Here is a 22,246-nt window from a genome sequence, read left to right as displayed (position 1 = left end):
TGACAGGTATCCTATGGCCCCGGTGCCCCTGGGATGGAAAACCGTTGGAAATCAGTGCCCCGGGCGTATCGAGCATGCTCCTTGCCGGCTTTTGTCGTTTTGCCGCGCAGTTCTGTGCGCTGCGGCGCACAAAAACGCGTTCGGCGATGGGATTTTGTTCGGGTTTCGAAAAAATATCGACCGCCCTTTTACCCGAGGGGTTGCGCGCATCGCTCAATTGCCGTATCGAAATTCTGTAACGTTTCAGATTCTGGGAGGAACCGAAATGCGATACAGACTTATGACTGCTGCGCTGGCAGCGACGGCCGCATTGCAGCTCGCCGGCCCGGCGGCGGCGACGGATCTGGAAGTCACCCATTGGTGGACTTCCGGCGGCGAGGCGGCGGCGGTTGCCGAACTGGCCAAGGCTTTCGATGCCACCGGCAATCACTGGGTGGATGGCGCCATCGCCGGTTCCGGCGGCACCGCGCGGCCGATCATGATCAGCCGCATCACCGGCGGCGACCCGATGGGCGCGACCCAGTTCAACCACGGCCGGCAGGCCGAGGAACTGGTGCAGGCCGGGCTGATGCGCGACCTCACCGATATCGCCACCAAGGGCAAATGGACGGAAGTCGTGCGGCCGAAGAGCCTGCTCGACAGCTGCACCATCGACGGCAAGATCTATTGCGTGCCGGTCAACATCCATTCCTGGCAGTGGCTGTGGCTGTCGAACGCCGCTTTCGAAAAAGCCGGCGTGCCGGTGCCGAAAAACTGGAATGAATATGTGGCCGCCGCTCCCGCGCTGGAGAAGGCAGGCATCATTCCGCTCGCCGTCGGCGGGCAGCCCTGGCAGTCCTCCGGCGCCTTCGACGTGCTGCTGGCGGCGGTGGGCGGCACCGACGCCTTCCTCAAGGTCTACAAGGACAAGGACGCGACATTCGCCGCCGGACCCGAAGTCGCCAAGGTCTTCAAGGCCGCCGACGATGCCCGCAAGATGGCGAAGAACACCAATGTGCAGGACTGGAACCAGGCGACCAACCTCGTCATCACCGGCAAGGCCGGCGGCCAGATCATGGGCGACTGGGCGCAGGGCGAATTCCAGGTCGCCGGCCAGACCGCTGGCAAGGACTATACCTGCCTTCCGGGCCTCGGCCTCAATGAGGTGATCGCCACGGGCGGCGACGCCTTCTACTTCCCGCTGCTGAAGGACGCCGACAAGGCCAAGGCGCAGGAAGCGCTGGCCGAAACCCTGCTCGATCCCAAAACGCAGGTCGCCTTCAACCTCAAGAAGGGTTCGCTGCCGGTGCGCGGCGATGTCGACCTGCAAGCGGCGAATGACTGCATGAAGAAGGGCCTCGACATCCTGGCCAAGGGCAGCGTCATGCCCTGGACGGACCAGCTGCTGTCGCAGGATACCCAGAAGCAGAAGGAGGATCTTTTCTCCGAATTCTTCGCCAAGCCCGACATGACGGTGGAAGAGGCGCAGAAGCGCTTCGCCGACATCGTCGGCTCGGCCGACTGACCTTTCGGCCAATCGCGCCCTCCCGGCCGCGCGAGCGCGTGGCCGGAATCTCACGGTCAGGACCTCGGTCCTGATCCTCCCGCCCTTACCCGATCCAGCCCGGCTGTCGAGATGAGCAAGAGCGAACGCCCCAACCAGCTTTTCCGCAATCTCAATGCGAAGGTCGCATCGATCCCGATGATCCTCACTGCACTGGTGGTGTTCGTCGGCGGCACCGCATGGACGGTGCTCTATTCCTTCACCAACTCGAAGCTGCTGCCGCGGCTGAACTTCGTCGGGCTCGACCAGTATTACCGGCTGTGGTCGACGCCGCGCTGGCTGGTCTCGATCGAGAACCTCTTGATCTACGGTGTGCTGTCGCTGGTGTTCTCGCTGGTCATCGGTTTCGTCCTCGCCGCGCTGCTCGACCAGAAGATCCGTTTCGAGGACACGTTCCGCACCATCTTCCTCTATCCCTTCGCGCTCTCCTTCATCGTCACCGGCCTCGTCTGGCAGTGGCTGCTCAATCCGGATTTCGGTATACAGCATGTGATGCGGGAGCTGGGCTGGGAAAGCTTCAGCTTCAATCCGCTCTATGATTCCAGCATCGTCATCTACGGCATATCGATCGCCGCACTCTGGCAAGGCACCGGGCTCATCATGTGCCTGATGCTGGCCGGCCTGCGCGGCATTGACGAGGACATCTGGAAGGCCGCGCGGGTGGATGGGATACCGATGTGGAAGACCTATCTGTTCATCATCATCCCGATGATGCGGCCGGTCTTCATCACCACGCTCGTCATCATCGCCTCCGGCATCGTCAAGGTCTATGACCTCGTCGTCGCCCAGACCAGCGGCGGTCCCGGCATCGCTTCCGAAGTGCCGGCAAAGTATGTCTACGACTACATGTTCTTCGCCCAGAATCTCGGCCAGGGCTTCGCCGCCTCGACGATGATGCTGCTGTCGGTAATGATCGTCATCGTGCCGTGGGCCTATCTCGAATTCGGAGGCAGGAAGCGTGGCTGATCAGGATGTCTCCTTGACCCCTGCCGGCGTCGGGCGCGAAGCCTTGGGGCCGCGTGGGCCGAAGCCGCGCCATACATTCTCGCGCCGCAATATTTTCCTTTATGGCACGCTCATCGTCGTGGCGCTCTACTATCTGCTGCCGCTCTATGTGATGGTCGTCACCTCGCTCAAGGGCATGCCCGAGATACGCCTCGGCAACATCTTCTCGCCGCCGCTCGAGATCACTTTCGAACCGTGGGTCAAGGCCTGGTCGCAGGCCTGCACCGGGCTCAACTGCGACGGGCTCTCGCGTGGGTTCTGGAACTCGGTGCGCATCACCATTCCCTCGGTGATCCTCTCGATCGCCATTGCCTCGGTGAACGGTTACGCACTCGCCAACTGGCGCTTCAAGGGCGCCGACACGTTCTTCGTCATCCTGATCGTCGGCGCCTTCATCCCCTATCAGGTGATGATCTATCCGATCGTCATCATCCTGCGCGAGATCGGCCTCTATGGCAGCCTGAGCGGCCTGGTGATCGTCCATTCCATTTTCGGCATGCCGATCCTGACGCTCCTGTTCCGCAACTATTTCTCCTCCATGCCGGAGGAGCTGTTCCGGGCCGCGCGCGTCGACGGCGCCGGTTTCTGGGGCATCTATCTCAGGATCATGCTGCCGATGTCGCTGCCGATCTTCGTCGTCGCCGTCATCCTGCAGGTGACCGGCATCTGGAACGACTTCCTGTTTGGCGTCGTCTACACCCGCCCCGACACCTATCCGATGACGGTGCAGCTCAACAACATCGTCAACTCGGTGCAGGGCGTGAAGGAATACAACGTCAACATGGCCGCCACCATCCTGACCGGCCTTGTGCCGCTCATCGTCTACTTCCTCTCCGGCAAGCTCTTCGTGCGCGGCATCGCCGCCGGCGCGGTGAAAGGGTGATAATGACAGCAATCGCCAACCCCAGCGTGTCGATCCAGGACCTGTCGCTGAATTTCGGCGCGATCTCGGTGCTGGAGACGCTCAACCTCGACGTCGCCGAGGGCGAGTTCATCGTGCTGCTCGGGCCGTCCGGCTGCGGCAAGTCGACCTTGCTCAACTGCATCGCCGGCCTGCTCGACATTTCGGACGGCCGCATCTTCATCAAGGGCAAGAACGTCACCTGGGAAGAGCCCAAGGACCGCGGCATCGGCATGGTGTTCCAGTCTTACGCGCTCTATCCGCAAATGACGGTGGAGAAGAACCTCTCCTTCGGCCTGCGCGTCGCCGGCCTGGCCAAGGACGAGATCGCCAAGCGCATCGCGCGCGCCGCGGAAATCCTGCAGATCGAGCCGCTGCTGCAGCGCAAACCTGCCGCCCTGTCCGGTGGCCAGCGCCAACGCGTCGCGATCGGGCGGGCGCTGGTGCGCGACGTCGATGTCTTCCTGTTCGACGAGCCGCTCTCCAATCTCGACGCCAAGCTGCGCTCCGAGCTCAGGGTCGAGATCAAGCTTCTGCACCGCAAGCTTGAGAACACGATGATCTATGTCACCCACGACCAGATCGAGGCGATGACGCTGGCCGACCGCATCGCGGTGATGAAGGGCGGCGTCATCCAGCAGCTCGACGCGCCGCAGACGATCTACAACCGGCCGGTCAACCGGTTTGTCGCCGGCTTCCTTGGCTCACCGGCGATGAATTTCCTCGAAGGCAGGCTGGAGAAGGACAAAGGCGACTGGCACTTCGCCGTCGAGGACGTGCGTATCCCGCTCGCAACCTACACCTTCGAGAAAGAACCGACGCCGGGTCCGGCGGTGTTCGGCATTCGCCCCGAGCACGTTGCCTTCAACAGCGGGGCGGGCTGGCCATTTACCGCGACGACAAGTGTCGAGGTCGTCGAGCCGATGGGCTCCGACACGCTGGTGTGGCTGAAGCTCGGCGGGCAGAATTTCACCGTCCGAGTTACCTCGGAACGCACGCCAAACAATGCGGACACGGTGAGCGTCGGTTTCGACCCGATGCGCGCCTCGCTGTTCGATGCCAAAACCGGCAACCGCCTTTAGACTCCAATCCACCTATTCCCCAAGAGATCCATCCCCCAAGAAACGGACAGAGACGATGAACTGGTCATTCCAACTTTACAGCGCCCGCAATTTCCTGCCCTGGGAGGGCGTGCTGAAGACGCTCGGCGAACTCGGCTACGCGCAGGTCGAAGGCTTTGGCGGCGTCTATGACGATCCCAAATCCTTCCGCGCCGAGCTCGACAAGAACGGGCTTGCCATGCCGACCGGGCATTTCTCGATCGATGCGCTGGAGAAGGATTTCGACGGCGTGCGCAAAATCGCCGACGCGCTCGGCATCACGCTGCTGATCTGCCCCCATCTGGCCGCCGACGCCAGGCCGGCGGACACAGCCGGCTGGCGCGGTTTCGGCGAGCGTCTGGCCAAGGTCGGCGAGGCCGCAAAAAAAGCCGGCTACGGCTTTGCCTGGCACAACCATGATTTCGAATTCAAGACGCTTGCCGACGGCTCGGTGCCGCAGGATCACATCCTGTCTTCCGCACCCAACACCGGCTGGGAAATGGACGTCGCCTGGGTGGTGCGCGGCGGTGGCGATCCGCTGCCGTGGATCGAAAAGCACGGCAAGCGCATCGTCGCCGTCCACGTCAAGGACATGGCCAGGCCCGGCGAGGGGCTCGACGAGGACGGTTGGTCGGATGTCGGCCACGGCACGATCGACTGGGCCGGCCTGATCAAGGCATTGCGCTCTAACAGCGCCGCCAAGTACTACGTCATGGAGCAGGACAATCCCAACGATGTCGAGCGTTTCGCCCGCCGCTCGATCGCATCCGTCAAGAATTACTAGGAACAACCAACATGGCAAAAAAACTGGGTATCGGCGTTATCGGCTGCGGCAACATCTCGAAGGCGTATTTCTCGCTTGCCCCGCTGTTCCGCGGCATCGAGATGCGGGCTTGCGCCGACATCAATATGGATGCCGCAAGGGCGCGGGCGAAGGAATTCAAGCTGCGCGCGGAAACCGTCGACGATCTGCTCAAGGACGACGACATAGACATCATCGTCAACCTCACCATTCCGGCGGTGCATTACGAGGTGTCGAAGCAGATCCTCGATGCCGGCAAGCACGTCTATTCGGAAAAGCCCTTCGTGCTGTCGGTCAAGGAAGGGCTCGACCTGAAGAAGCGGGCAGAGAAAAAGGGGCTGCGCATCGGCTCGGCGCCCGACACCTTCCTCGGCGGCGCGCATCAGCTTGTGCGCGACCTGATCGACACCGGCAAGCTCGGCAAGATCACCAGCGGCACCTGCCATGTGATGAGCCACGGCATGGAGCACTGGCATCCCAATCCGGACTTCTTCTTCCTGCCTGGCGCGGGACCGGTGCTCGATATCGGACCCTACTACATCACCAATCTGATCCAGTTGATCGGGCCGGTTAGCCGGGTCGCGGCCTTCGCCTCGATCCCTGCGAAAGAGCGGACGATTTCGTCCAGGCCGCGCGCGGGCGAAAAAATCCCGGTCGCCACGCCGACGACCATCCACGGTCTGCTGGAGTTCGAGAATGGCGCCGTGGTCACGCTCAACACCAGCTGGGACGTCTGGAGCCATGGCCATGCGCCGATGGAGCTCTATGGCGAGGCGGGCACGGTGTTCGTGCCGGATCCGAATTTCTTCGGTGGCGAAGTGCGTCTCACCGAGGCGGCCAAGCCGGTCAAGAAGCTGCCGAAATGGAAGCATCCGTTCGGCGTGGCCAATGAGATGCATTCGCACGGCATGATGGCCAATTACCGGACCGCCGGCCTGGCCGACATGGCATTGGCGATCACCGAAGGGCGGCCGCACCGCTGCTCGATGGAACTGGCGCTGCATGCCGTCGACGTCATGACCGGCATATTGCTCTCCGGCGAGACCGGCAAGTTCGTCGCCATGCAGACGAGCTGCGAACGGCCGGCCGCACTCGGCATCGAGGAAGCGAAGGCGCTGCTGGCCAAGAAGAAATAAACCCGCAGCGATTATCGATAATTTTGATTGTCCCTCTCCCCGTTGCCTTGGGGAGAGGGTAAGGATGGCGCGCGGGGCTTCTCGTCATATTCGTGACGACGGCTCCTAGAGCGGTTCATCGTTTCACAGAAACGCCCAACCACTCTATCTCTTTGTTCTTGCGCAATTCCGGGCGGAAAACCGTTTCACACTTTTCCTGGAATTGCTCTAGTCCGTTCAGATACGAGGATTTCCCCATGCCCTATGTTGCCGCCGAAAACCGCTACGAGAAGATGATCTACAACCGCTGTGGGCGATCCGGCCTGAAGCTGCCGGCCATCTCGCTCGGGCTTTGGCACAATTTCGGCAACGACACGCCGCACAAAACCAAGCAGGCCATCGTGCGCAAGGCCTTTGACCTTGGCATCACGCATTTCGACCTTGCCAACAATTACGGCCCGCCGCCGGGCTCGGCCGAGACCGCTTTCGGCGAAATCCTGCGCACGGACTTTGCCGCCTATCGCGACGAGCTGATCATCTCGACCAAGGCGGGCTATGAAATGTGGGCCGGACCCTACGGTGAATGGGGCGGACGCAAATATGTGCTGGCAAGCCTCGACCAGAGCCTGAAGCGGATGGGGCTCGACTATGTCGACATCTTCTATTCGCATCGTTTCGACCCCGATACGCCGCTGGAGGAGACGATGGGTGCGCTCGACCATGCGGTGCGTTCGGGCAAGGCGCTCTATGCCGGGATCTCCTCTTATAATTCGCAGCGTACGCGTGAAGCGGCCGACATTTTGAAGCAGCTCGGCACGCCCTGCATCATCCACCAGCCGAGCTATTCGATGCTCAACCGCTGGGTCGAGGACGATGGTCTGCTCGACACGCTGGAGGGTCTCGGCGTCGGCTCGATCGTGTTCACGCCGCTGGCGCAAGGCATGCTGACCGACAAATATCTCGGCGGCATCCCCGAGGGCAGCCGCGCCAGCCAGGGCAAGTCGCTGAAGCCGGCCTTCATCAACGACAAGACCATCGCCAACATCAAGGCGCTGAACGCGATTGCCGGCCGCCGCGGCCAGACGTTGGCGCAGATGGCGCTGGCCTGGGTGCTGCGCAAGGGCCGGGTGACCTCGGCGCTGATCGGCGCCAGCCGGCCGGAACAGGTCGAGGATTGCGTCGGCGCGCTGAAGGCGCTCGATTTCAGTGACGCCGAACTCGCCGAGATCGACACCTACGCGCGCGAAGCCGACATCAATCTGTGGGCGGCCTCGGCAGAGCGCAAAGGCCCCCCGAGGAAGTGACCGGAAATCAATAGCCGGCAAAATATAAGGTGGCGGGGCCTGGTCCCGCCGTCTTTCATTCGAACGTGTACCCGCTCGGGTATTTCGAATGCGGCGCTACGCTCGGCCCGCGATGCGCCATCGCGCCACGAAGCCTTCAGGCGGAAACAGTAGCAAAAACGCCTGTTCGTCGCTATCTGGGTAGGGACGAGGATCCATTGGCATGCAGACGTGGCGTGCGGATGGCGCAGACAGGCTGGAAACGGGATCATGGCGGCTAGGGATGTGCTGACGAAGAACCAATTGTGCGTGCTCGAGAAACTCGAGGCCGCCAGCGGACCGCTCAGCGCCTACACATTGCTCGACCAGCTGCGCGAGCGTGGTTTCCGGGCGCCGCTCCAGGTCTATCGCGCGCTCGATACGCTGGTTAAGTCCGGTCTCGTGCACAGGCTCGAAAGCCTCAACTCGTTCGTCGCCTGCGCCGAACCGCACGATCACAGCCATTCGATGACCGCCTTTGCCATCTGTGACACATGCGGGCAAGTGACCGAAATGTCCGACCACGATGTCGGCCACCAGCTGGACGAATGGGTGCGCTCGACCGGTTTCGCCGCGAAGAAGGCGGTGATCGAATTTCGGGGGACGTGCGCCAAGTGTTTGGCGGAGGCGGCTTGAAGGCCTGCCTTGTCGACGCTGGAGGGACAGTACCCCCCTCTGTCCTGCCGGACATCTCCCCCGCAAGGGGGGAGATTAGTTGTCGCTTCAGCTTTCGCCAGTTGCCAGCGTTGAAATGAAAGCGCTGCCCGTGAAACTGCCGATCTCCCCCCTTGCGGGGGAGATGTCCGGCAGGACGGAGGGGTGTGAAGGAACGCGGCGCGTCCAGCCGTTCGGATTGCTAATGCGCCTCGTCCCAGTTGCTGGCGGCGCGGGCGTCGACATGCAGTGGCACCGACATTGAAACCGCCGGCATCGGCGCGTGCTCCATCACCTGGCGCACGACGGGGATCGTCGCCTCGACTTCCGCTTCCACCGTTTCGAAGATCAGCTCGTCATGCACCTGCAACAGCATGCGGGCCGAGAGCCCTGCCTTCTCCAGCGCCTCGTCCATATGGACCATGGCGCGGCGGATGATGTCGGCGGCGGTGCCTTGCAGGCGCGCATTGATCGAGGCGCGCTCGTTGAAGGCGCGGATCGAAGGATTTGACGAGCGTATCTCCGGGTAATGGATGCGGCGGCCGAAGATAGTTTCGACGAAGCCGTATTCGCGGGCATAGGCCTTGGTCGCCTCGATATAGTCGCGGATGCCGGGGAAGCGTTCGAAATATTTCTTGATATAGGCGCTGGCTTCCTCGCGCGGGATCGACAGCTGGTTGGCCAGGCCGAAAGCCGAGATGCCATAGATGATGCCGAAATTGATCGCCTTGGCGCGACGGCGCACCTCTGATGGCATGCCCTCGACCGGGACGTTGAACATCTCCGAGGCGGTGATGGCGTGGATGTCGGCGCCTTCGGCGAAAGCCTGCGTGAGCTGCGGGATTTCGGCGACATGGGCAAGCACGCGCAGCTCGATCTGGCTGTAGTCGGCCGACACCAGCTTGTGGCCCTTGTCGGCAATGAAGGCCGTCCTGATCTTGCGCCCCTCGGCGGTGCGCACCGGGATGTTCTGCAAATTGGGGTCGGAGGACGACAACCGGCCCGTCGTTGTCGCGGCCAGCGCGTAGGAGGTGTGGACGCGCCTGGTGTCGGGGTGGATGAAACCGGGCAGGGCGTCGGTGTAGGTCGATTTCAGCTTGGTGAGCTGGCGCCAGTCGACGATTTTTCTGGGCAGCTCGTGGCCCTCGGCGGCGAGATCCTCCAGCAATTGCGCCGAGGTCGACCACTGTCCGGTCTTGGTTTTCGAACCGCCCGGCAGGCCCATGCGACCAAACAGGATGTCGCCAAGCTGCTTGGGCGAGCCGATATTGATGCGCTCGCCGACCAGCCCATAGATTTCCTCTTCCAGCCGTGCCGCGCCTTGCGCCAGCTCGCCGGAGAGCCGCGACAGGATCTGCCGGTCGACCGAGATGCCGCGCTGTTCCATCCTGGCCAGAACAGGCACCAGCGGCCGTTCCAGACGCTCGTAGACCGAGACGAGGCCCTTGGCGGCCAGCCGCGGCTTCAGCACCCGCCACAGCCTCAGCGTCACGTCGGCGTGCTCGGCGGCGTAGCTGGCCGCCCTGTCGATGTCGACCTGGTCGAAGCCGACCAGGCTCCTGCCGGAACCGGCGAGATCCCTGAGTGGGGTCGGCGCATGGCCAAGCCATTTTTCGGACAGAGCCGCCAAGGTGTGGTGGCCGGTGCCGGCGTCGAGCACGTAGGAGATCAGCATGGTGTCGTCGAAGGGCGCGACGTCGATGCCATGGCGGTTCATCACGACGATGTCGTACTTGACGTCCTGCACGATCTTGAGGACGGAGCGATCCTCGAGCAAGGGTTTCAGGAGGGCCAGCGCTTCGCGGACCGGGACCTGGTTCTCGATCAGCCCGCCGCCGAGCAGGTCGCCGTTTCCGCTCGTGTGGGCGAGCGGCACATAGGCGGCGCGGCCTGGCGCGATGGCCATGGAGAAACCGACGAGGTCAGCCAGCATCGGATCGGACGAGGTGGTCTGCGTATCGAAGGCGACGACACCTGTCTCCCTGGCCTCCGCCAACCAAGCCTTCAGCGTCGCGGCATTACGGATGGCGACATAGGCTGATGTGTCGATCTTGCCGGCGGAAGCTGCCTCCAGGCGCAGCGCCGAGAGCAGGGAGGGGGTGTCGCCTTGCGAGGGTGCCTGCGCCTTGGCGGACGCTGCTTCGTCAGGCCCGGCACCAGCCGCGCTTTCGGCGGCTGCCGGCGCTCCGGACCCGACATCGGGGCCATGCGCGGTGTCGGCGCGTTCGATGGTGACCGCAACGGCCTGGACATCGCCGATTTCGGTCCCGGTTGCTTCACCGACACGGCGGGTCAGCGTGGTGAATTCCATGGTCTTGAGGAAGCCGATCAGCTTCGGTCCGTCGGGCGCATTCAGGACGAAATCGTCCAAGCCTTCGGCAACAGGCACGTCGTTCTTCAGCGTCACCAACTCGCGTGAAATGCGCGCCTTGTCGGCATTGGCGATGATCGATTCCCGCCGCTTGTCCTGCTTGATCTCGCCGGCGCGGGCGAGCAGGCCGTCGAGATCGCCGAACTGTTCGAGCAATTGCGCCGCCGTCTTCGGGCCGATGCCGGGCACACCCGGCACGTTGTCGACGGAGTCGCCGGTCAGCGCCTGCAGGTCGATCATCTTTTCCGGCGGCACGCCCCATTTCTCGATGACTTCGGGAATGCCGATCTGGCGGTCTTTCATCGGGTCGTACATGCCGACGGTAGCGCCGACCAACTGCATCAGGTCCTTGTCGGAGGAGATGATGGTGGTGTCGCCGCCGGCATCGCAGGCGAGCCGGCAATAGGTGGCGATGAGGTCGTCGGCCTCGAACCCTTCCATTTCGATGCAGGGCAGGTTGAACGCCGCGGTCGCCTGGCGGATCAGGCCGAATTGTGGAATCAGGTCTTCCGGCGGGGCCGAGCGGTTGGCCTTGTATTCGGGGTAGAGGTCGTTGCGAAAGGTCTTCGACGAATAGTCGAAGATGACCGCGAAATGCGTAGGCACCACGCCAACGTCGGTATTGCGGGCATCCTGCATCAGCTTCCACACCATATTGCAGAAGCCGAGCACGGCACCGGTCGGCAAGCCGTCCGATTTGCGGTTGAGCGGCGGCAGCGCGTGATAGGCGCGAAAGATGTAGCCGGAGCCGTCGACAAGAAAGAGATGATCGCCTTTTTTCATGCCGGCAGGGATAGCGCGGCGCGGCGTTGCGGTCCATGCCAAAGGCGGCGCTGATCACCGGTTCCGGCAACACCCTGACAGAACTGGCCACCTGATGTGGTTTCCAGCCCGAGGGCCGGGCCGATCACGGGCACGTTACAAAAGTGTAATTTTGGTGCCCTTGAATCGCCACGTTCGAAGACACAGATAGAGGGCATCGGCAGTTTTTCGCCGACGTCCGGAGCAAGGCCCGTCCCCCGCCTATCCCGGACACTTGCGGCAGCCTATCCCCCCTCTCCGGGCTGCCGCATCGTTTCGAGTAAAGGCCGCCGTGGTTCCCCCTCCACCACGGCGGCATTTTTTTGCCTTTTGCCAGGCATTCACGTTGCCAGGCGTTCACCGGCCGTGGTCCAACGATCGCGGGCTTTTCGTTTTCCAGTCCTGCCTTTACGGTGCCGGTTCTGAATCGAAAGGCTTTGAAAATGTCAGCAGTTTCCCCCGTTCTCGACCGTCTCGACAACAACCTCGACCAGAGCCTGGAGCGCCTGTTCGGCCTGCTCAGGATCAAGTCGATCTCCACCGATCCGGCCTATGCCGCGGAGTGTCGCAAAGCGGCGGAATGGCTGGTAGCGGAGCTCAAGCTGATCGGCTTCGACGCCAATATGCGCGACACGCCAGGCCATCCGATGGTGGTGGCGCATCACGAAGGCCCGGCGGGCGCGCCGCATGTGCTGTTCTACGGCCATTATGACGTGCAGCCGGTCGACCCGATCGAGCTCTGGGAAAACGACCCGTTCGCGCCCGCCGTCAAGGAGATCGGGCCCGGCCACAAGGTGATCACCGGGCGCGGTTCGGCCGACGACAAGGGGCAGTTGATGACCTTCGTCGAAGCCTGCCGCGCCTGGAAGCAGGTGCATGGCAGCCTGCCGTGCCGCATTACGATCCTGTTCGAGGGCGAGGAGGAGTCCGGCTCGCCGTCGCTGAAGCCGTTCCTCGAGGCAAACGCGGCCGAGCTCAAGGCCGATTTCGCGCTTGTCTGCGACACCGGCATGTGGGACCGCGATACGCCCTCGATCTGCGTTTCGCTGCGCGGGCTGGTCGGCGAGGAGATCACGGTGAAAGCCGCCGACCGCGACTTGCATTCCGGTCTCTATGGCGGCGCCGCGGCCAATCCGATCCGCATCCTGGCCAGGATCCTCGCCGACATCCACGACAAGGACGGCCATGTCACCATTCCGGGTTTCTATGACGGCGTCGAGGAAACGCCTTCGCAGGTACTGAAATCGTGGGAAACGCTGGGCGAGACCGCCGAGACCTTCCTCGGCCCGGTCGGCCTGTCGATCCCCTCGGGCGAAAAGGGCCGCTCGGTGCTCGAACTCACCTGGGCGCGGCCGACTGCCGAATTCAACGGCATCACCGGCGGCTATACCGGCAAGGGTTTCAAGACGGTGATTGCCGCGGAAGCCTCGGCAAAGGTGTCGTTCCGTCTGGTCCACAAGCAAGACCCCGAGAAGATCCGCGCTGCTTTCCAGGCCTTCGTACGGGAACGTATCCCGGCCGATTGCTCGGTCGAATTCCATCCGCATGGCGGTTCGCCGGCAATCCAGCTCTCCTACGACTCGCCGTTCCTCGCCAAGGCCAAGAACGCGCTGTCCGACGAATGGCCGAAGCCGGCGGTGACCACGGGGAGCGGCGGTTCTATCCCGGTGGTCGGCGATTTCCAGACCTATCTCGGCATCGAATCCCTGCTGGTCGGTTTCGGCCTCGACGACGACCGCATCCATTCACCCAATGAGAAATACGAGATGAGTTCCTTCCACAAGGGACAGCGCTCCTGGGCGCGCATTCTCGATGCGCTGAAAAGCTGAAGTGGTGGAAAGACAAGTTTTTGTTGATTTTTCGCCGGATCGCGGCGAGGACGATGCACGCCCTCACCGGAGAAGACGATGAGCGACATCCGCTTCCACAAAAATGACCTGCCCGACCTTGCCCACTACAATGTCGGGGCGGTCGCCATCGACACCGAGACGCTGGGGCTGAACCCGCATCGCGACCGGTTGTGCGTGGTGCAGATCTCACCGGGCGACGGCTCGGCCGACGTCATCCAGATCGCGCCCGGCCAGAAGAGGGCGCCGAACCTGGTCAGCCTGTTGAGGAACCGCAATGTGACCAAGCTGTTCCACTACGGCCGCTTCGACCTGGCCGTGCTCTACAACGCCTTCGGCGTCATGGCGGAGCCGGTGTTCTGCACCAAGATCGCCTCGCGGCTGACCCGCACCTACACCGACCGGCACGGGCTGAAGGATATCTGCTTCGAGCTTCTCGGCGTCGGCCTGTCGAAGGCGCAGCAATCGTCGGACTGGGCGGCGGAGACATTGTCGCCCGAGCAGCTCGAATACGCCGCCTCCGACGTGCTCTACCTGCACCGGCTGCGCGAGGTGCTGAGCGCACGGCTGGCGCGCGAGAACCGGACGAAGGAGGCCGAGGCCTGCTTCCGCTTCCTGCCGACGCGTGCCAAGCTCGACCTGATGGGCTGGGACGAAGAGGATATTTTTGCACATAGTTGATGACGGAACCGGGCGTGCTCCCCGGCGTTTCCGTCGGTCCATGGAGGGGATGAGATGGCTGCCCGTCAACCAATCGAGACAGCGCCGAAGGACGGTTCCAAGGTCACCATCTACTGGAAAGACAGCAACGGCGTGATCAACGAATCCATCGCACAGTATCGCGATGCGGGCTGGTGGACCTATATCGACAGCGATACCCAGAAGCGGGTCGATCCGACGAGCTGGCGGCCGACCTCCGAAGGCAGCGACGACGAATGACGCCGCCGCTGGCGGGACCGGTCACTTTCGCATAGCTTGAAGCCGTTGATATCGAGGCTGATTCGGATTTTCCGCTGCAGCCTCTTCTCGCGGAGGAACGCTCTATGGGTATCGAAAGCCTTCTCGTTTTCATCATCATCGGCGCCATCGCCGGTTGGCTCGCCGGCCTCATCGTCTCGGGTTTCGGCTTCGGGTTGATCGGCAACATCGTTGTCGGCATCGTCGGCGCCTTGATCGCCGGCTGGCTTTTCCCCAGGTTGGGCTTCGCCATTGGCGGCGGCACCATCGCCGCCATCATCAATGCCACGATCGGTGCCGTCATCCTGCTGGTGCTGGTCAAGGTCCTGAAGCGAGCATGATGCTCGATATGAACAAGGGCGCGCCATGAAACAGAATACGCTCTATCTTCTCGTTGGCGCGCTTCTGGTCGTGGTCGTAGCGCTCGGCATCTATGTCTACGGCGAGCAGACCAAGCCGAAGGGCGTGGAGCTCAAGATCGACGACAAGGGCATTTCGATCCAGCAGAACTGATCGCTTTGGGTCAGCCGCGCCATGGTGGCCGTTCGGTACGAGTCGTGGGGCCGGCTCAGCTTTCCCGTCTGTAACAGACGCTGGCTTCTTCCGGTTGAAATCGATGATCCAGCCGGCCCCGGTTACGGCATCTGCAGCTCGAACTTGATCACGACTTGCATAAGCTGGTTGCCGCGCTCGTCGCGGACCTTGAACGCCAGTTCGCGATATGATCCGTCCGGCAAAACCTCTTTTACTATTTCAACGAGCGCCCTTACCGCTTCGTCCTTCGCGGCGTCGAAGTCTGGAAGCTCCGTCCCCTCGTCGTCGAAATAGGCTTCGCTGGTGTCGACAAAGTCGAAGAAATAGCGCGGCATCACCTCAAACAGCCGAACCACGGAATTGGTTCAATATTCTGAGGTGCCTAAAGTCGCACGATTTCGGCCAGTTTGAGCCGCAGCCGCTGGCCCTCGGCGAAAGCGAGAGCATAAGATTCCAGATCGAAGGATCGATTGTCTTCCTTGCCGTCCTCGACTACGCGCACGAACCATTCGCCGCAGGCTTCCACGACCTCAACCGTTGTCAGGCTTGCGCCTTCTTTGACCGTGCCGCCCACCGCATTGCCCCGCGCTCAGAAATTGCGCCGTAAAAATTTATATGTTTGGCTGAACCGGGCTTTCAAGATCACTTTTCTGTACGTTTTTTACCAAGCCGGGCGCATCATTGCCGGCCGTTTGGTGCGTGTTAGCTTGGTTAGACGGCAAACCCCCAAAGTGCGCCGTAGTGGCCGACGCGGGTTCAGGCAATGCTGCCTTCACTGGCACCATCGCGTCGGCCATTTGCAATTTGCCTCGATCCCGGTCGCGGACCAGCAGCTACTTCCAACCCGTACAAACATATCGATGGTCAGGTGGGGGGACGTTCCTGCCTCGAAGGGTTCTTTGAACCCAGATCTCCGACCAGCCGACGGTATTCGACTTCAGGAGGGCCGTAAGACTCTTTCGCCAATTTCCGAAGGCCCTCCCGATCGCGGATCGTGATCTCTCCACGGCGGGCACGGATATAGCCATGGCTCTCGATTATCTGGAGCCCCACAGTTACGCCGGGGCGTCGGACACCCAGCATGATGGAGAGAAATTCGTGGGTTATCATAAGCCTGTCGCCGACGGTCCTGTCGCTGCACATCAAAAGCCATCTGGCCAACCGAACCTCCAGGCTCTGCCGCGCGTTGGCCGATGCCGTGTAGCTCGTCTGAACGTGGAAATATTGGACGTAACGCAGCAAGAAAGCCCGCAAGGTAGGGCTGTCCTGCAAGGCCTCGACGAATGGGCCGGCGCCGATGTGTATCGCCTCGCTTGTCGACTGGACATAGCAATCAAGGCTCGCCTGGTCGTCTCCCATGATCAGGGCCGAACCGGTCATTCCTTCAAAGCCGATTATCCCCACTTCTGCTTCCGCCGCTGCCGAAGTCCTTGCCACGACGGAGGCGATCCCGCTTTCGAGAAAATAAACGGATTCGATCTTTTGCCCCGCATTCTCCAGGGGCGATCGCAACTCCAGGAAAACACTTTGGAGATGCGGCCTCAGCCGCGCGAAATCGTCGGCGCTCATGCGGCGCAGCAATTCGCTCCTGGCTTGCAGAATCTTCTGATCCACGAAACACTCTCCGCTGGGCAAGAGCATCGGGATCTCTCAGCCGGTCGCGCCCGTCGAACGAGCGGACGGTGGCGAACCATAGACCGTCCCACAGGCAGCACTAGGCAAGCGGTCCTGTTGGTATAAAACCGACAATTACTGCTGTGGAAAAACCGTAAGGTTCGTGGACTATCCATTCTTCGCTAGAAGACGAGCTTCCCGGAGGATAGAGGCGCGATCGAACCCAACCAGCGATACTATTTCATGTATCTGCTGTTCCGTGGCGCCCGATTCCCGCGCAAGTGCGCGGGCGGCTTCGGCTGCCAGACCAGGGCGCTCGGGTTCTTTCGCCATGACATCCCATGCCTCGCGCTGGGGCAGGAGTGCGATGGTCGCTCCCAAGCGTCAACGCCCGTACCGTGCTGCTGACGACACAATATTGTACGCTTTCGTACATCCTTTAGCGAATCCTTTCGAACCGAGCCGCAGATCGAACGCCGTTGGGCGATCGCGTTTGCCGCGTATGTAAAACCGGTCGGGACGATTGCCTTCTTGGGAGGTTGAACCGTCCCAACCTCGCGAGCGAATGGATTTCGAAATCTCCAAATCAATTCAAGAGGCTGGCATTTTCGTGCTTTAACGCGCCCTTAAATCGCCGCATCTACTCTTCACGCCGAGCGCCATAGGCATTGGGACAGACAGCACAGCGCATGGCGAACCGCAAAGACAGCCGCATCGAACCCAGCTTCGAGGGAGCGCCGGGGGCGAAATCATCGGCCGGCTTTTCGGTGAGCGAGGAGGACCGCGTCGTGCCTGGCAACCGCAAGAGCGCCGCAAAAGGTAAATCGGCCAGGGCGAAATCGTCGCGTCGCGGGCGCGGCAAAAGCCGGCGCGGCCTGTTCGGCGTGCTTGGCCGCCTGGTCTATTGGTGCTTCGTGCTGGCCATCTGGGGCGGCATCGCCGCTGCCGGCATCGTCGTCTATTATGGCGCGAAAATGCCGGCTGCCACCACCTGGGCCATCCCCGACCGCGCACCCAACATCAAGATCGTCTCCGTCGACGGGCAGTTGCTTGCCAATCGCGGCATGAGCGGCGGCGAAGCCGTCGGCCTGCATGAAATGTCGCCGTATATTCCCGAGGCCGTCATCGCCATCGAGGATCGCCGGTTCTATTCGCATTTCGGCATCGACCCGATCGGTCTTTCCAGGGCCATGGTCACCAACGTTCTCGGTGGACATTTCGCGCAGGGCGGCTCGACGCTGACCCAGCAATTGGCCAAGAACCTGTTTTTGACGCCCGACCGCACGCTGGAGCGCAAGGTGCAGGAAGTGCTTTTGGCGCTGTGGCTCGAGCACAAGCACACCAAGGATCAGATCCTCGAAATGTACCTCAACCGGGTCTATTTCGGCTCCGGCGCCTATGGCGTTGAGGCGGCCTCGCGCCGCTATTTCGGCAAGAGCGCACGCGATGTCACGCTGTCGGAGGCGGCACTCCTGGCCGGTCTTTTGAAGGCGCCGTCGCGGCTGTCGCCGTCGCGCGACCCGAAGGCGGCCGAGGAGCGGTCGCAGTTGGTGCTCGCCGCCATGCGCGAGGAAGGCAAGATCAGCGCCAAGGAGCTGACCAGCGCGATGAGCGCGCCGGCGACCCGTTCGCCGTCCTACTGGACCGGCTCGGAAAACTATGTCGCCGACACCATCATGGAAGAACTGCCCGACCTGATCGGCGACGTGCGCGGCGACATCGTCGTCGACACCACGGTCGATCTGAATTTGCAGAAGCTCGCCGAGCAATCGATCCGCAGGCTGATCGACGCGAGCGGCAAGAAACTCAATGTCAGCCAGGGCGCGCTGGTGTCGATCGACAATTCCGGCGCGGTGCGCGCCATGGTCGGCGGCTACGATTATTCGACCAGCCAGTTCGACCGCGCCTCGGAGGCGCGCCGCCAGCCGGGCTCGGCGTTCAAGCCCTTCGTCTACATGGCGGCACTGGAAGCCGGCCGGACGCCCGACAGCGTGCGCAACGATGCGCCGATCAAGATCGGCAAATGGACGCCCGACAATTACGGCGGCAAGTATTTCGGCAAGGTGACGCTGGCCACCGCGCTGGCGAAATCGCTGAATTCGGTGGCCGCCCAGCTGACCATGGAAGTCGGACCCGACGCGGTGGTCGAGGCGGCGCATCGCATGGGCATCCAGTCCGACTTGACGGCCAACACGTCGATCGCGCTCGGCACCTCGGAAGTGACGCCGCTGGAGCTGACGTCGGCCTATGTCCCCTTCGCCAATGGCGGCTACCGGCCGGACGTCCATTTCATCCGCCGCGTGACGACGACCGACGGCAAGGTGCTCTACGACAATAATGGCGGCAGCGCGCCGCGCGTCGTCAAACCCGAGATCGTCGGCATGATGAACTCGATGATGACAGGCACAGTCGAGGTCGGCACGGCCAGGAAGGCGGCTTTCGCCTGGCCGTCGGCCGGTAAGACCGGCACCAGCCAGAATTCGCGCGATGCCTGGTTCGTCGGCTACACCGCCAACCTCACCACCGGCGTCTGGTTCGGCAATGACGATGGCAGCGCGATGAAGAAGGTCACCGGCGGCGCGTTGCCGGCGCAGGCCTGGCACGAATTCATGGTCGCCGCACACGAAGGCGTGCCGGTCAGGCCGCTGCCCGGAACATGGAAATCGACGCCGCCCGATACGATCGTCCCCGACGATATTCCCTCAGCTGACAACCAGCCGGCGCCGCAACCTTCGGTATCCGTCGGTCAATCGGCGCCGGTTGCTGCCCCGGCGCGCGCTGCTGCGCCCGCACAGGCGCCGGTGCGCGCTGCGCGTCCCGCGGAAACGGTCGATGCCGGCGGCTTCGGCATGCCGGGCAATGACGGCGCCACGGGATCGATCAAGCACCCGGTGCCGCCCGGCAATGTCGGCGGCCCGGTCAAGAAGCGGCAGACCTCGATCCTCGACATCCTCACCGGGGGCTGAACGGCTAAACCCAACTTCATCTTGCTCTGATCCACCCCTCGCCACCGCTGCCGTGTTCGGCTACATCTCCGGTTGGAGACCGCGACATGGCCGAGACCGACACCAGGAAGACGATCGTGCTGACCGGCGCCAGCCGGGGCATCGGCCATGCCACGGTCAAGCGCTTTTCACGCGAGGGCTGGCGCGTCATCACCTGCTCGCGCCAGGCATTCGCCGAGGACTGCCCGTGGCCGGCCGGGCCGGAAGACCACATCAAGGTCGATCTCGCCGACCAGGAGGATGTCGGCGTCGCCGTCTCGGAAATCCGCCATCGGCTGGAAGCGCATGGCGGCCAGCTGCATGCGCTGGTCAACAATGCCGGCATTTCGCCGAAGCTCGAGGACGGCAACAGCCGGATGAACTCGATCGACACGCCGATGCATGTCTGGCGCGACGTGTTCCAGGTCAATTTCTTCGCGCCGATCATGCTGGCGCGGGGTCTGTTCAAAGAACTGGCGTCGGCGAAGGGCTCGATCGTCAACGTCACCTCGATCGCCGGCACCCGCGTGCATCCCTTTGCCGGCACCGCCTATGCGACATCGAAGGCGGCACTCGGCTCGCTGACGCGCGAAATGGCCCATGATTTCGGCCCGCACGGCATCCGCGTCAATGCGATTGCGCCGGGCGAGATCGATACGGCGATCCTGTCGCCGGGAACGGACAAGATCGTCGAGACGATTCCGCTGCGACGGCTCGGCACCACGGCGGAAGTCGCCGACATTATCTTCTTCCTGTGCTCGCAGCAGGCGTCCTATGTGACGGGTTCGGAAATCCACATCAATGGCGGCCAGCACGTGTGAGCGAGCAGATTGGCCGATATGAGCGGTTCACGGAAACCAACGTCGTTGAGTCGCTTCTGATTTATGAGTGGGCCGCAACCCTCAGCATTCATCGGGCACGCGAAGTGCTGGATCAAGTCGTGGAAATCATTGGCTCTTTGCCTGACATGGCCACCGTTGTCGATGGCACAGCGGCTAAGGACTATCTCTACGGCAATTTTGTAAAGCGCGACGTCATAAGCAAGAAAAATTGGGACTCGGTTGGCTATCTGTGGAAGCGTAGCCCCGATGTGTTGTCGGACTTTGCGATAGAAATTGGTTGTTCCATCGATCGCTTCAGGCTGTTCGAGATTCACATAGACCAGGCTGCAGTCGCGGATTTGAAAGGGACGTTCCAGAGAATCCTCCAATTTGTCTGCGACGAGCTGCAACCGATCTATGGGATTGGCCTCTCGATGCCATATTTTTGGGGACCGAGAGCATTCGCAAAAGGCTCATCATCTTCTCGCTTCGCGACGGTCGATAAGACGCTCTACGGCCCGCCAGCGCAAATGAGAGAGCAATCCTTCGCGTTCGGCCGAACATTCCGTGCCGATAGCGACAAACGATGTCTGAACGAAAATCTTCGCGACGTGTTTCCTTTCAACCTGTTGTCACAGGGGCATCTGGACCGCCGGTTGGACGGCAAGCGATTGGAGCACTGGATTGAAGAAAACGCCTACGGCGCTCTACGGCAACTCTCGCCTGTCACATGGCAGTGGGATGTTCCGCCCGAAGACATTCAAAAAATCAGAAAGCTGCTGATCGACGCAGGCCTCACGATTGTGAAAGAGTAGCATTTGGCGCGGTCTGCTGATCATCGTGTCGGCGCCTGCGTTATCGGCAGGTTTGTTCATCCGTTTATCGTGAGAACAGCCTTGCCGCTGATGCTGCGCTGTCGCAGTGCGTCGAGGGCTTGGGCGATGTCCGTCCACTGCACGGTCAAGGCCACACGGGTTTCCAGCCGGCCAGCCGCGACCAGAGCGAGCAGCGAGGCGATGTCGGCGCCAATGCTCGGACCAGAGGCGTAGTAGGCGAAAGTCTGAAGCCTCGCCCCCTCGTGACCCGGAACGAACTGGCGGAATCCGACGGGTGTGAGTTCACCGCTGCTAGAACCGAACATGACGATGACCCCGCCAGGTGCGACGCGTTCGATCGCGTGTGCGAGGCTTTCACCGCCGACTGACTCGGTGATCAGCGAAAACGGTCCCTCGGCCAGCTTGATCGACTCGACTACTTGCCCGGCTCCAAGGCCGCGGAGGTCGTGGGCATGCCGGGCGGCGGCGATCGCGGTCACCGACGCGCCCTGCTCGCGGGCGATCTGGATCTGGAAACGACCGACCGCACCGCTTGCGCCGGTGATCAGGACCTGCTGGCCGGCCAGGTCGGCGCCATGGCGCAAAGTCCTCAGCGCCGTCGTGCCCGCGACCGGAAGCGTGGCGGCGGAAGCGAAGCTGACGTCATCCGGCAGGACGGCGAGCCGGTCGGTCGGAACGGCGACGCGCTCGGCCCAGCCGGCCTGGTCGACCAAAGCCGCAACCCGGGCGCCCACGGCAGGCCCGGAGCCGTCGGCTGCTGCCCGTTCGACAACCCCAACGATGTCCTGGCCGGGTATCCAGCCGTTCGGACGTATGGAGAGCAGGCGCAGTTCGCCGCGGTTCAACGAGGTTGCGTGGACCGAAACAAGCGCCTCGTTCGAGGCCGCTTGAGGCTCGGCGAGTTCCGCGATCCCCAGTCCGGTCGCGCTATCGGAAGAGATGACGAGGGCGAGCATGGTTCATACCTCACTGCCGCGCGGTGGACGCGCAGCTCTTCGGGCAGTTGTATGCCCGGTCTTGCTGGTTCGACTTTGGAGCG

The 22,246-nt window shown here is 62.4% G+C and carries 22 protein-coding genes; 17 read left to right on the top strand and 5 right to left on the bottom strand.

The window, feature by feature from the left end; genetic code table 11:
- Positions 1-44: 44 nt before the first annotated feature.
- From AC0L2H_RS02675 to AC0L2H_RS02635, 9 genes are all read left to right on the top strand, one after another.
- On the top strand, positions 45-239 hold the full coding sequence (locus tag AC0L2H_RS02675) for a hypothetical protein (RefSeq protein WP_473588730.1): 195 nt from the start codon (positions 45-47) through the stop codon (positions 237-239).
- Between the two features lie 26 nt (positions 240-265).
- Positions 266-1,504: an ABC transporter substrate-binding protein gene (locus AC0L2H_RS02670; RefSeq protein ID WP_107651205.1), complete on the top strand. Its 1,239-nt coding sequence runs from the start codon at positions 266-268 to the stop codon at positions 1,502-1,504.
- Between the two features lie 111 nt (positions 1,505-1,615).
- A complete protein-coding gene (locus AC0L2H_RS02665) occupies positions 1,616-2,509 on the top strand; it encodes a carbohydrate ABC transporter permease (RefSeq protein WP_473588729.1) in 894 nt (297 codons plus the stop codon).
- Entirely contained in the window at positions 2,502-3,431 is a 930-nt protein-coding gene (locus AC0L2H_RS02660; RefSeq protein ID WP_473588728.1) for a carbohydrate ABC transporter permease, read from the top strand. Before AC0L2H_RS02665 ends, AC0L2H_RS02660 begins: the two co-directional genes overlap by 8 nt.
- A 2-nt stretch (positions 3,432-3,433) precedes the next feature.
- Positions 3,434-4,531, top strand: a complete 1,098-nt coding sequence (locus tag AC0L2H_RS02655) for an ABC transporter ATP-binding protein (RefSeq protein WP_473588727.1) — start codon at positions 3,434-3,436, stop codon at positions 4,529-4,531.
- 55 nt (positions 4,532-4,586) lie between these two features.
- Positions 4,587-5,333 carry a sugar phosphate isomerase/epimerase family protein gene (locus AC0L2H_RS02650; RefSeq protein ID WP_473588726.1) on the top strand — a complete coding sequence of 249 codons (747 nt, stop codon included), beginning with the start codon at positions 4,587-4,589 and terminating at the stop codon, positions 5,331-5,333.
- Positions 5,334-5,344: 11 nt separating this feature from the next.
- Positions 5,345-6,487, top strand: a complete 1,143-nt coding sequence (locus tag AC0L2H_RS02645) for a Gfo/Idh/MocA family protein (protein WP_473588725.1) — start codon at positions 5,345-5,347, stop codon at positions 6,485-6,487.
- Positions 6,488-6,723: 236 nt separating this feature from the next.
- The gene (mgrA, locus tag AC0L2H_RS02640; protein WP_473588724.1) at positions 6,724-7,770 is read left to right on the top strand and encodes an L-glyceraldehyde 3-phosphate reductase; all 1,047 of its coding nucleotides are present in this window, start codon (positions 6,724-6,726) and stop codon (positions 7,768-7,770) included.
- Positions 7,771-8,019: 249 nt separating this feature from the next.
- Complete coding sequence (locus tag AC0L2H_RS02635) at positions 8,020-8,424, top strand: Fur family transcriptional regulator (protein ID WP_473588723.1); 405 nt, start codon at positions 8,020-8,022, stop codon at positions 8,422-8,424.
- Positions 8,425-8,644: 220 nt separating this feature from the next.
- On the opposite strand, the gene polA is transcribed toward AC0L2H_RS02635, so the two are convergent.
- Entirely contained in the window at positions 8,645-11,596 is a 2,952-nt protein-coding gene (gene polA, locus AC0L2H_RS02630) for a DNA polymerase I (RefSeq protein ID WP_473588722.1), read from the bottom strand.
- Between the two features lie 461 nt (positions 11,597-12,057).
- Between polA and AC0L2H_RS02625 the strand changes: the two genes are divergently transcribed.
- From AC0L2H_RS02625 to AC0L2H_RS02605, 5 genes are all read left to right on the top strand, one after another.
- The gene (locus AC0L2H_RS02625; protein ID WP_473588721.1) at positions 12,058-13,443 is read left to right on the top strand and encodes a M20/M25/M40 family metallo-hydrolase; all 1,386 of its coding nucleotides are present in this window, start codon (positions 12,058-12,060) and stop codon (positions 13,441-13,443) included.
- A gap of 78 nt (positions 13,444-13,521) precedes the next feature.
- Positions 13,522-14,142, top strand: a complete 621-nt coding sequence (locus AC0L2H_RS02620; RefSeq protein WP_473588720.1) for a ribonuclease D — start codon at positions 13,522-13,524, stop codon at positions 14,140-14,142.
- A gap of 54 nt (positions 14,143-14,196) precedes the next feature.
- Complete coding sequence (locus AC0L2H_RS02615; protein ID WP_473588719.1) at positions 14,197-14,400, top strand: hypothetical protein; 204 nt, start codon at positions 14,197-14,199, stop codon at positions 14,398-14,400.
- A gap of 104 nt (positions 14,401-14,504) precedes the next feature.
- Positions 14,505-14,759: a GlsB/YeaQ/YmgE family stress response membrane protein gene (locus AC0L2H_RS02610; RefSeq protein ID WP_097574305.1), complete on the top strand. Its 255-nt coding sequence runs from the start codon at positions 14,505-14,507 to the stop codon at positions 14,757-14,759.
- A gap of 25 nt (positions 14,760-14,784) precedes the next feature.
- Positions 14,785-14,931 carry a hypothetical protein gene (locus AC0L2H_RS02605; RefSeq protein WP_473588718.1) on the top strand — a complete coding sequence of 49 codons (147 nt, stop codon included), beginning with the start codon at positions 14,785-14,787 and terminating at the stop codon, positions 14,929-14,931.
- Positions 14,932-15,053: 122 nt separating this feature from the next.
- Here AC0L2H_RS02605 and AC0L2H_RS02600 read toward each other — a convergent pair whose 3' ends face one another.
- The 3 genes from AC0L2H_RS02600 to AC0L2H_RS02590 form a co-directional block, all read right to left on the bottom strand.
- On the bottom strand, positions 15,054-15,308 hold the full coding sequence (locus tag AC0L2H_RS02600) for a DUF6894 family protein (RefSeq protein ID WP_473588717.1): 255 nt from the start codon (positions 15,306-15,308) through the stop codon (positions 15,054-15,056).
- Between the two features lie 26 nt (positions 15,309-15,334).
- A complete protein-coding gene (locus AC0L2H_RS02595; RefSeq protein WP_473588716.1) occupies positions 15,335-15,526 on the bottom strand; it encodes a hypothetical protein in 192 nt (63 codons plus the stop codon).
- A gap of 290 nt (positions 15,527-15,816) precedes the next feature.
- On the bottom strand, positions 15,817-16,566 hold the full coding sequence (locus AC0L2H_RS02590; RefSeq protein WP_473588715.1) for a Crp/Fnr family transcriptional regulator: 750 nt from the start codon (positions 16,564-16,566) through the stop codon (positions 15,817-15,819).
- Positions 16,567-17,255: 689 nt separating this feature from the next.
- Here AC0L2H_RS02590 and AC0L2H_RS02585 point away from each other — a divergent pair.
- The 3 genes from AC0L2H_RS02585 to AC0L2H_RS02575 all read left to right on the top strand — a co-directional run bounded on the left by AC0L2H_RS02585 (position 17,256) and on the right by AC0L2H_RS02575 (position 21,186).
- Positions 17,256-19,532 carry a transglycosylase domain-containing protein gene (locus AC0L2H_RS02585; protein WP_473588714.1) on the top strand — a complete coding sequence of 759 codons (2,277 nt, stop codon included), beginning with the start codon at positions 17,256-17,258 and terminating at the stop codon, positions 19,530-19,532.
- Positions 19,533-19,618: 86 nt separating this feature from the next.
- Positions 19,619-20,371 (top strand): SDR family NAD(P)-dependent oxidoreductase, encoded by a 753-nt coding sequence (locus tag AC0L2H_RS02580; protein ID WP_473588713.1) that lies wholly within the window; start codon positions 19,619-19,621, stop codon positions 20,369-20,371.
- Positions 20,368-21,186: a hypothetical protein gene (locus AC0L2H_RS02575; protein ID WP_473588712.1), complete on the top strand. Its 819-nt coding sequence runs from the start codon at positions 20,368-20,370 to the stop codon at positions 21,184-21,186. The genes AC0L2H_RS02580 and AC0L2H_RS02575 overlap by 4 nt, the downstream gene beginning before the upstream one ends.
- 56 nt (positions 21,187-21,242) lie before the next feature.
- On the opposite strand, the gene AC0L2H_RS02570 is transcribed toward AC0L2H_RS02575, so the two are convergent.
- Positions 21,243-22,163: a zinc-binding dehydrogenase gene (locus AC0L2H_RS02570; protein WP_473588711.1), complete on the bottom strand. Its 921-nt coding sequence runs from the start codon at positions 22,161-22,163 to the stop codon at positions 21,243-21,245.
- Positions 22,164-22,246: the final 83 nt, after the last annotated feature.

The sequence above is a fragment of the Mesorhizobium sp. WSM4871 genome, from assembly GCF_055811295.1.
This window is presented reverse-complemented; position numbering and strand designations above follow the sequence as displayed.

Bases quoted from the DNA above. Each gene is read 5' to 3' on its own strand.
- AC0L2H_RS02665 (WP_473588729.1), top strand. From the start codon at position 1,616: ATGAGCAAGAGCGAACGCCCCAACCAGCTTTTCCGCAATCTCAATGCG.
- AC0L2H_RS02670 (WP_107651205.1), top strand. From the start codon at position 266: ATGCGATACAGACTTATGACTGCTGCGCTGGCAGCGACGGCCGCATTG.
- AC0L2H_RS02610 (WP_097574305.1), top strand. From the start codon at position 14,505: ATGGGTATCGAAAGCCTTCTCGTTTTCATCATCATCGGCGCCATCGCC.
- AC0L2H_RS02615 (WP_473588719.1), top strand. From the start codon at position 14,197: ATGGCTGCCCGTCAACCAATCGAGACAGCGCCGAAGGACGGTTCCAAG.
- polA (WP_473588722.1), bottom strand. From the start codon at position 11,596: ATGAAAAAAGGCGATCATCTCTTTCTTGTCGACGGCTCCGGCTACATC.
- AC0L2H_RS02620 (WP_473588720.1), top strand. From the start codon at position 13,522: ATGAGCGACATCCGCTTCCACAAAAATGACCTGCCCGACCTTGCCCAC.
- AC0L2H_RS02625 (WP_473588721.1), top strand. From the start codon at position 12,058: ATGTCAGCAGTTTCCCCCGTTCTCGACCGTCTCGACAACAACCTCGAC.
- AC0L2H_RS02580 (WP_473588713.1), top strand. From the start codon at position 19,619: ATGGCCGAGACCGACACCAGGAAGACGATCGTGCTGACCGGCGCCAGC.
- mgrA (WP_473588724.1), top strand. From the start codon at position 6,724: ATGCCCTATGTTGCCGCCGAAAACCGCTACGAGAAGATGATCTACAAC.
- AC0L2H_RS02655 (WP_473588727.1), top strand. From the start codon at position 3,434: ATGACAGCAATCGCCAACCCCAGCGTGTCGATCCAGGACCTGTCGCTG.
- AC0L2H_RS02635 (WP_473588723.1), top strand. From the start codon at position 8,020: ATGGCGGCTAGGGATGTGCTGACGAAGAACCAATTGTGCGTGCTCGAG.
- AC0L2H_RS02585 (WP_473588714.1), top strand. From the start codon at position 17,256: ATGGCGAACCGCAAAGACAGCCGCATCGAACCCAGCTTCGAGGGAGCG.
- AC0L2H_RS02605 (WP_473588718.1), top strand. From the start codon at position 14,785: ATGAAACAGAATACGCTCTATCTTCTCGTTGGCGCGCTTCTGGTCGTG.
- AC0L2H_RS02570 (WP_473588711.1), bottom strand. From the start codon at position 22,163: ATGCTCGCCCTCGTCATCTCTTCCGATAGCGCGACCGGACTGGGGATC.
- AC0L2H_RS02650 (WP_473588726.1), top strand. From the start codon at position 4,587: ATGAACTGGTCATTCCAACTTTACAGCGCCCGCAATTTCCTGCCCTGG.
- AC0L2H_RS02645 (WP_473588725.1), top strand. From the start codon at position 5,345: ATGGCAAAAAAACTGGGTATCGGCGTTATCGGCTGCGGCAACATCTCG.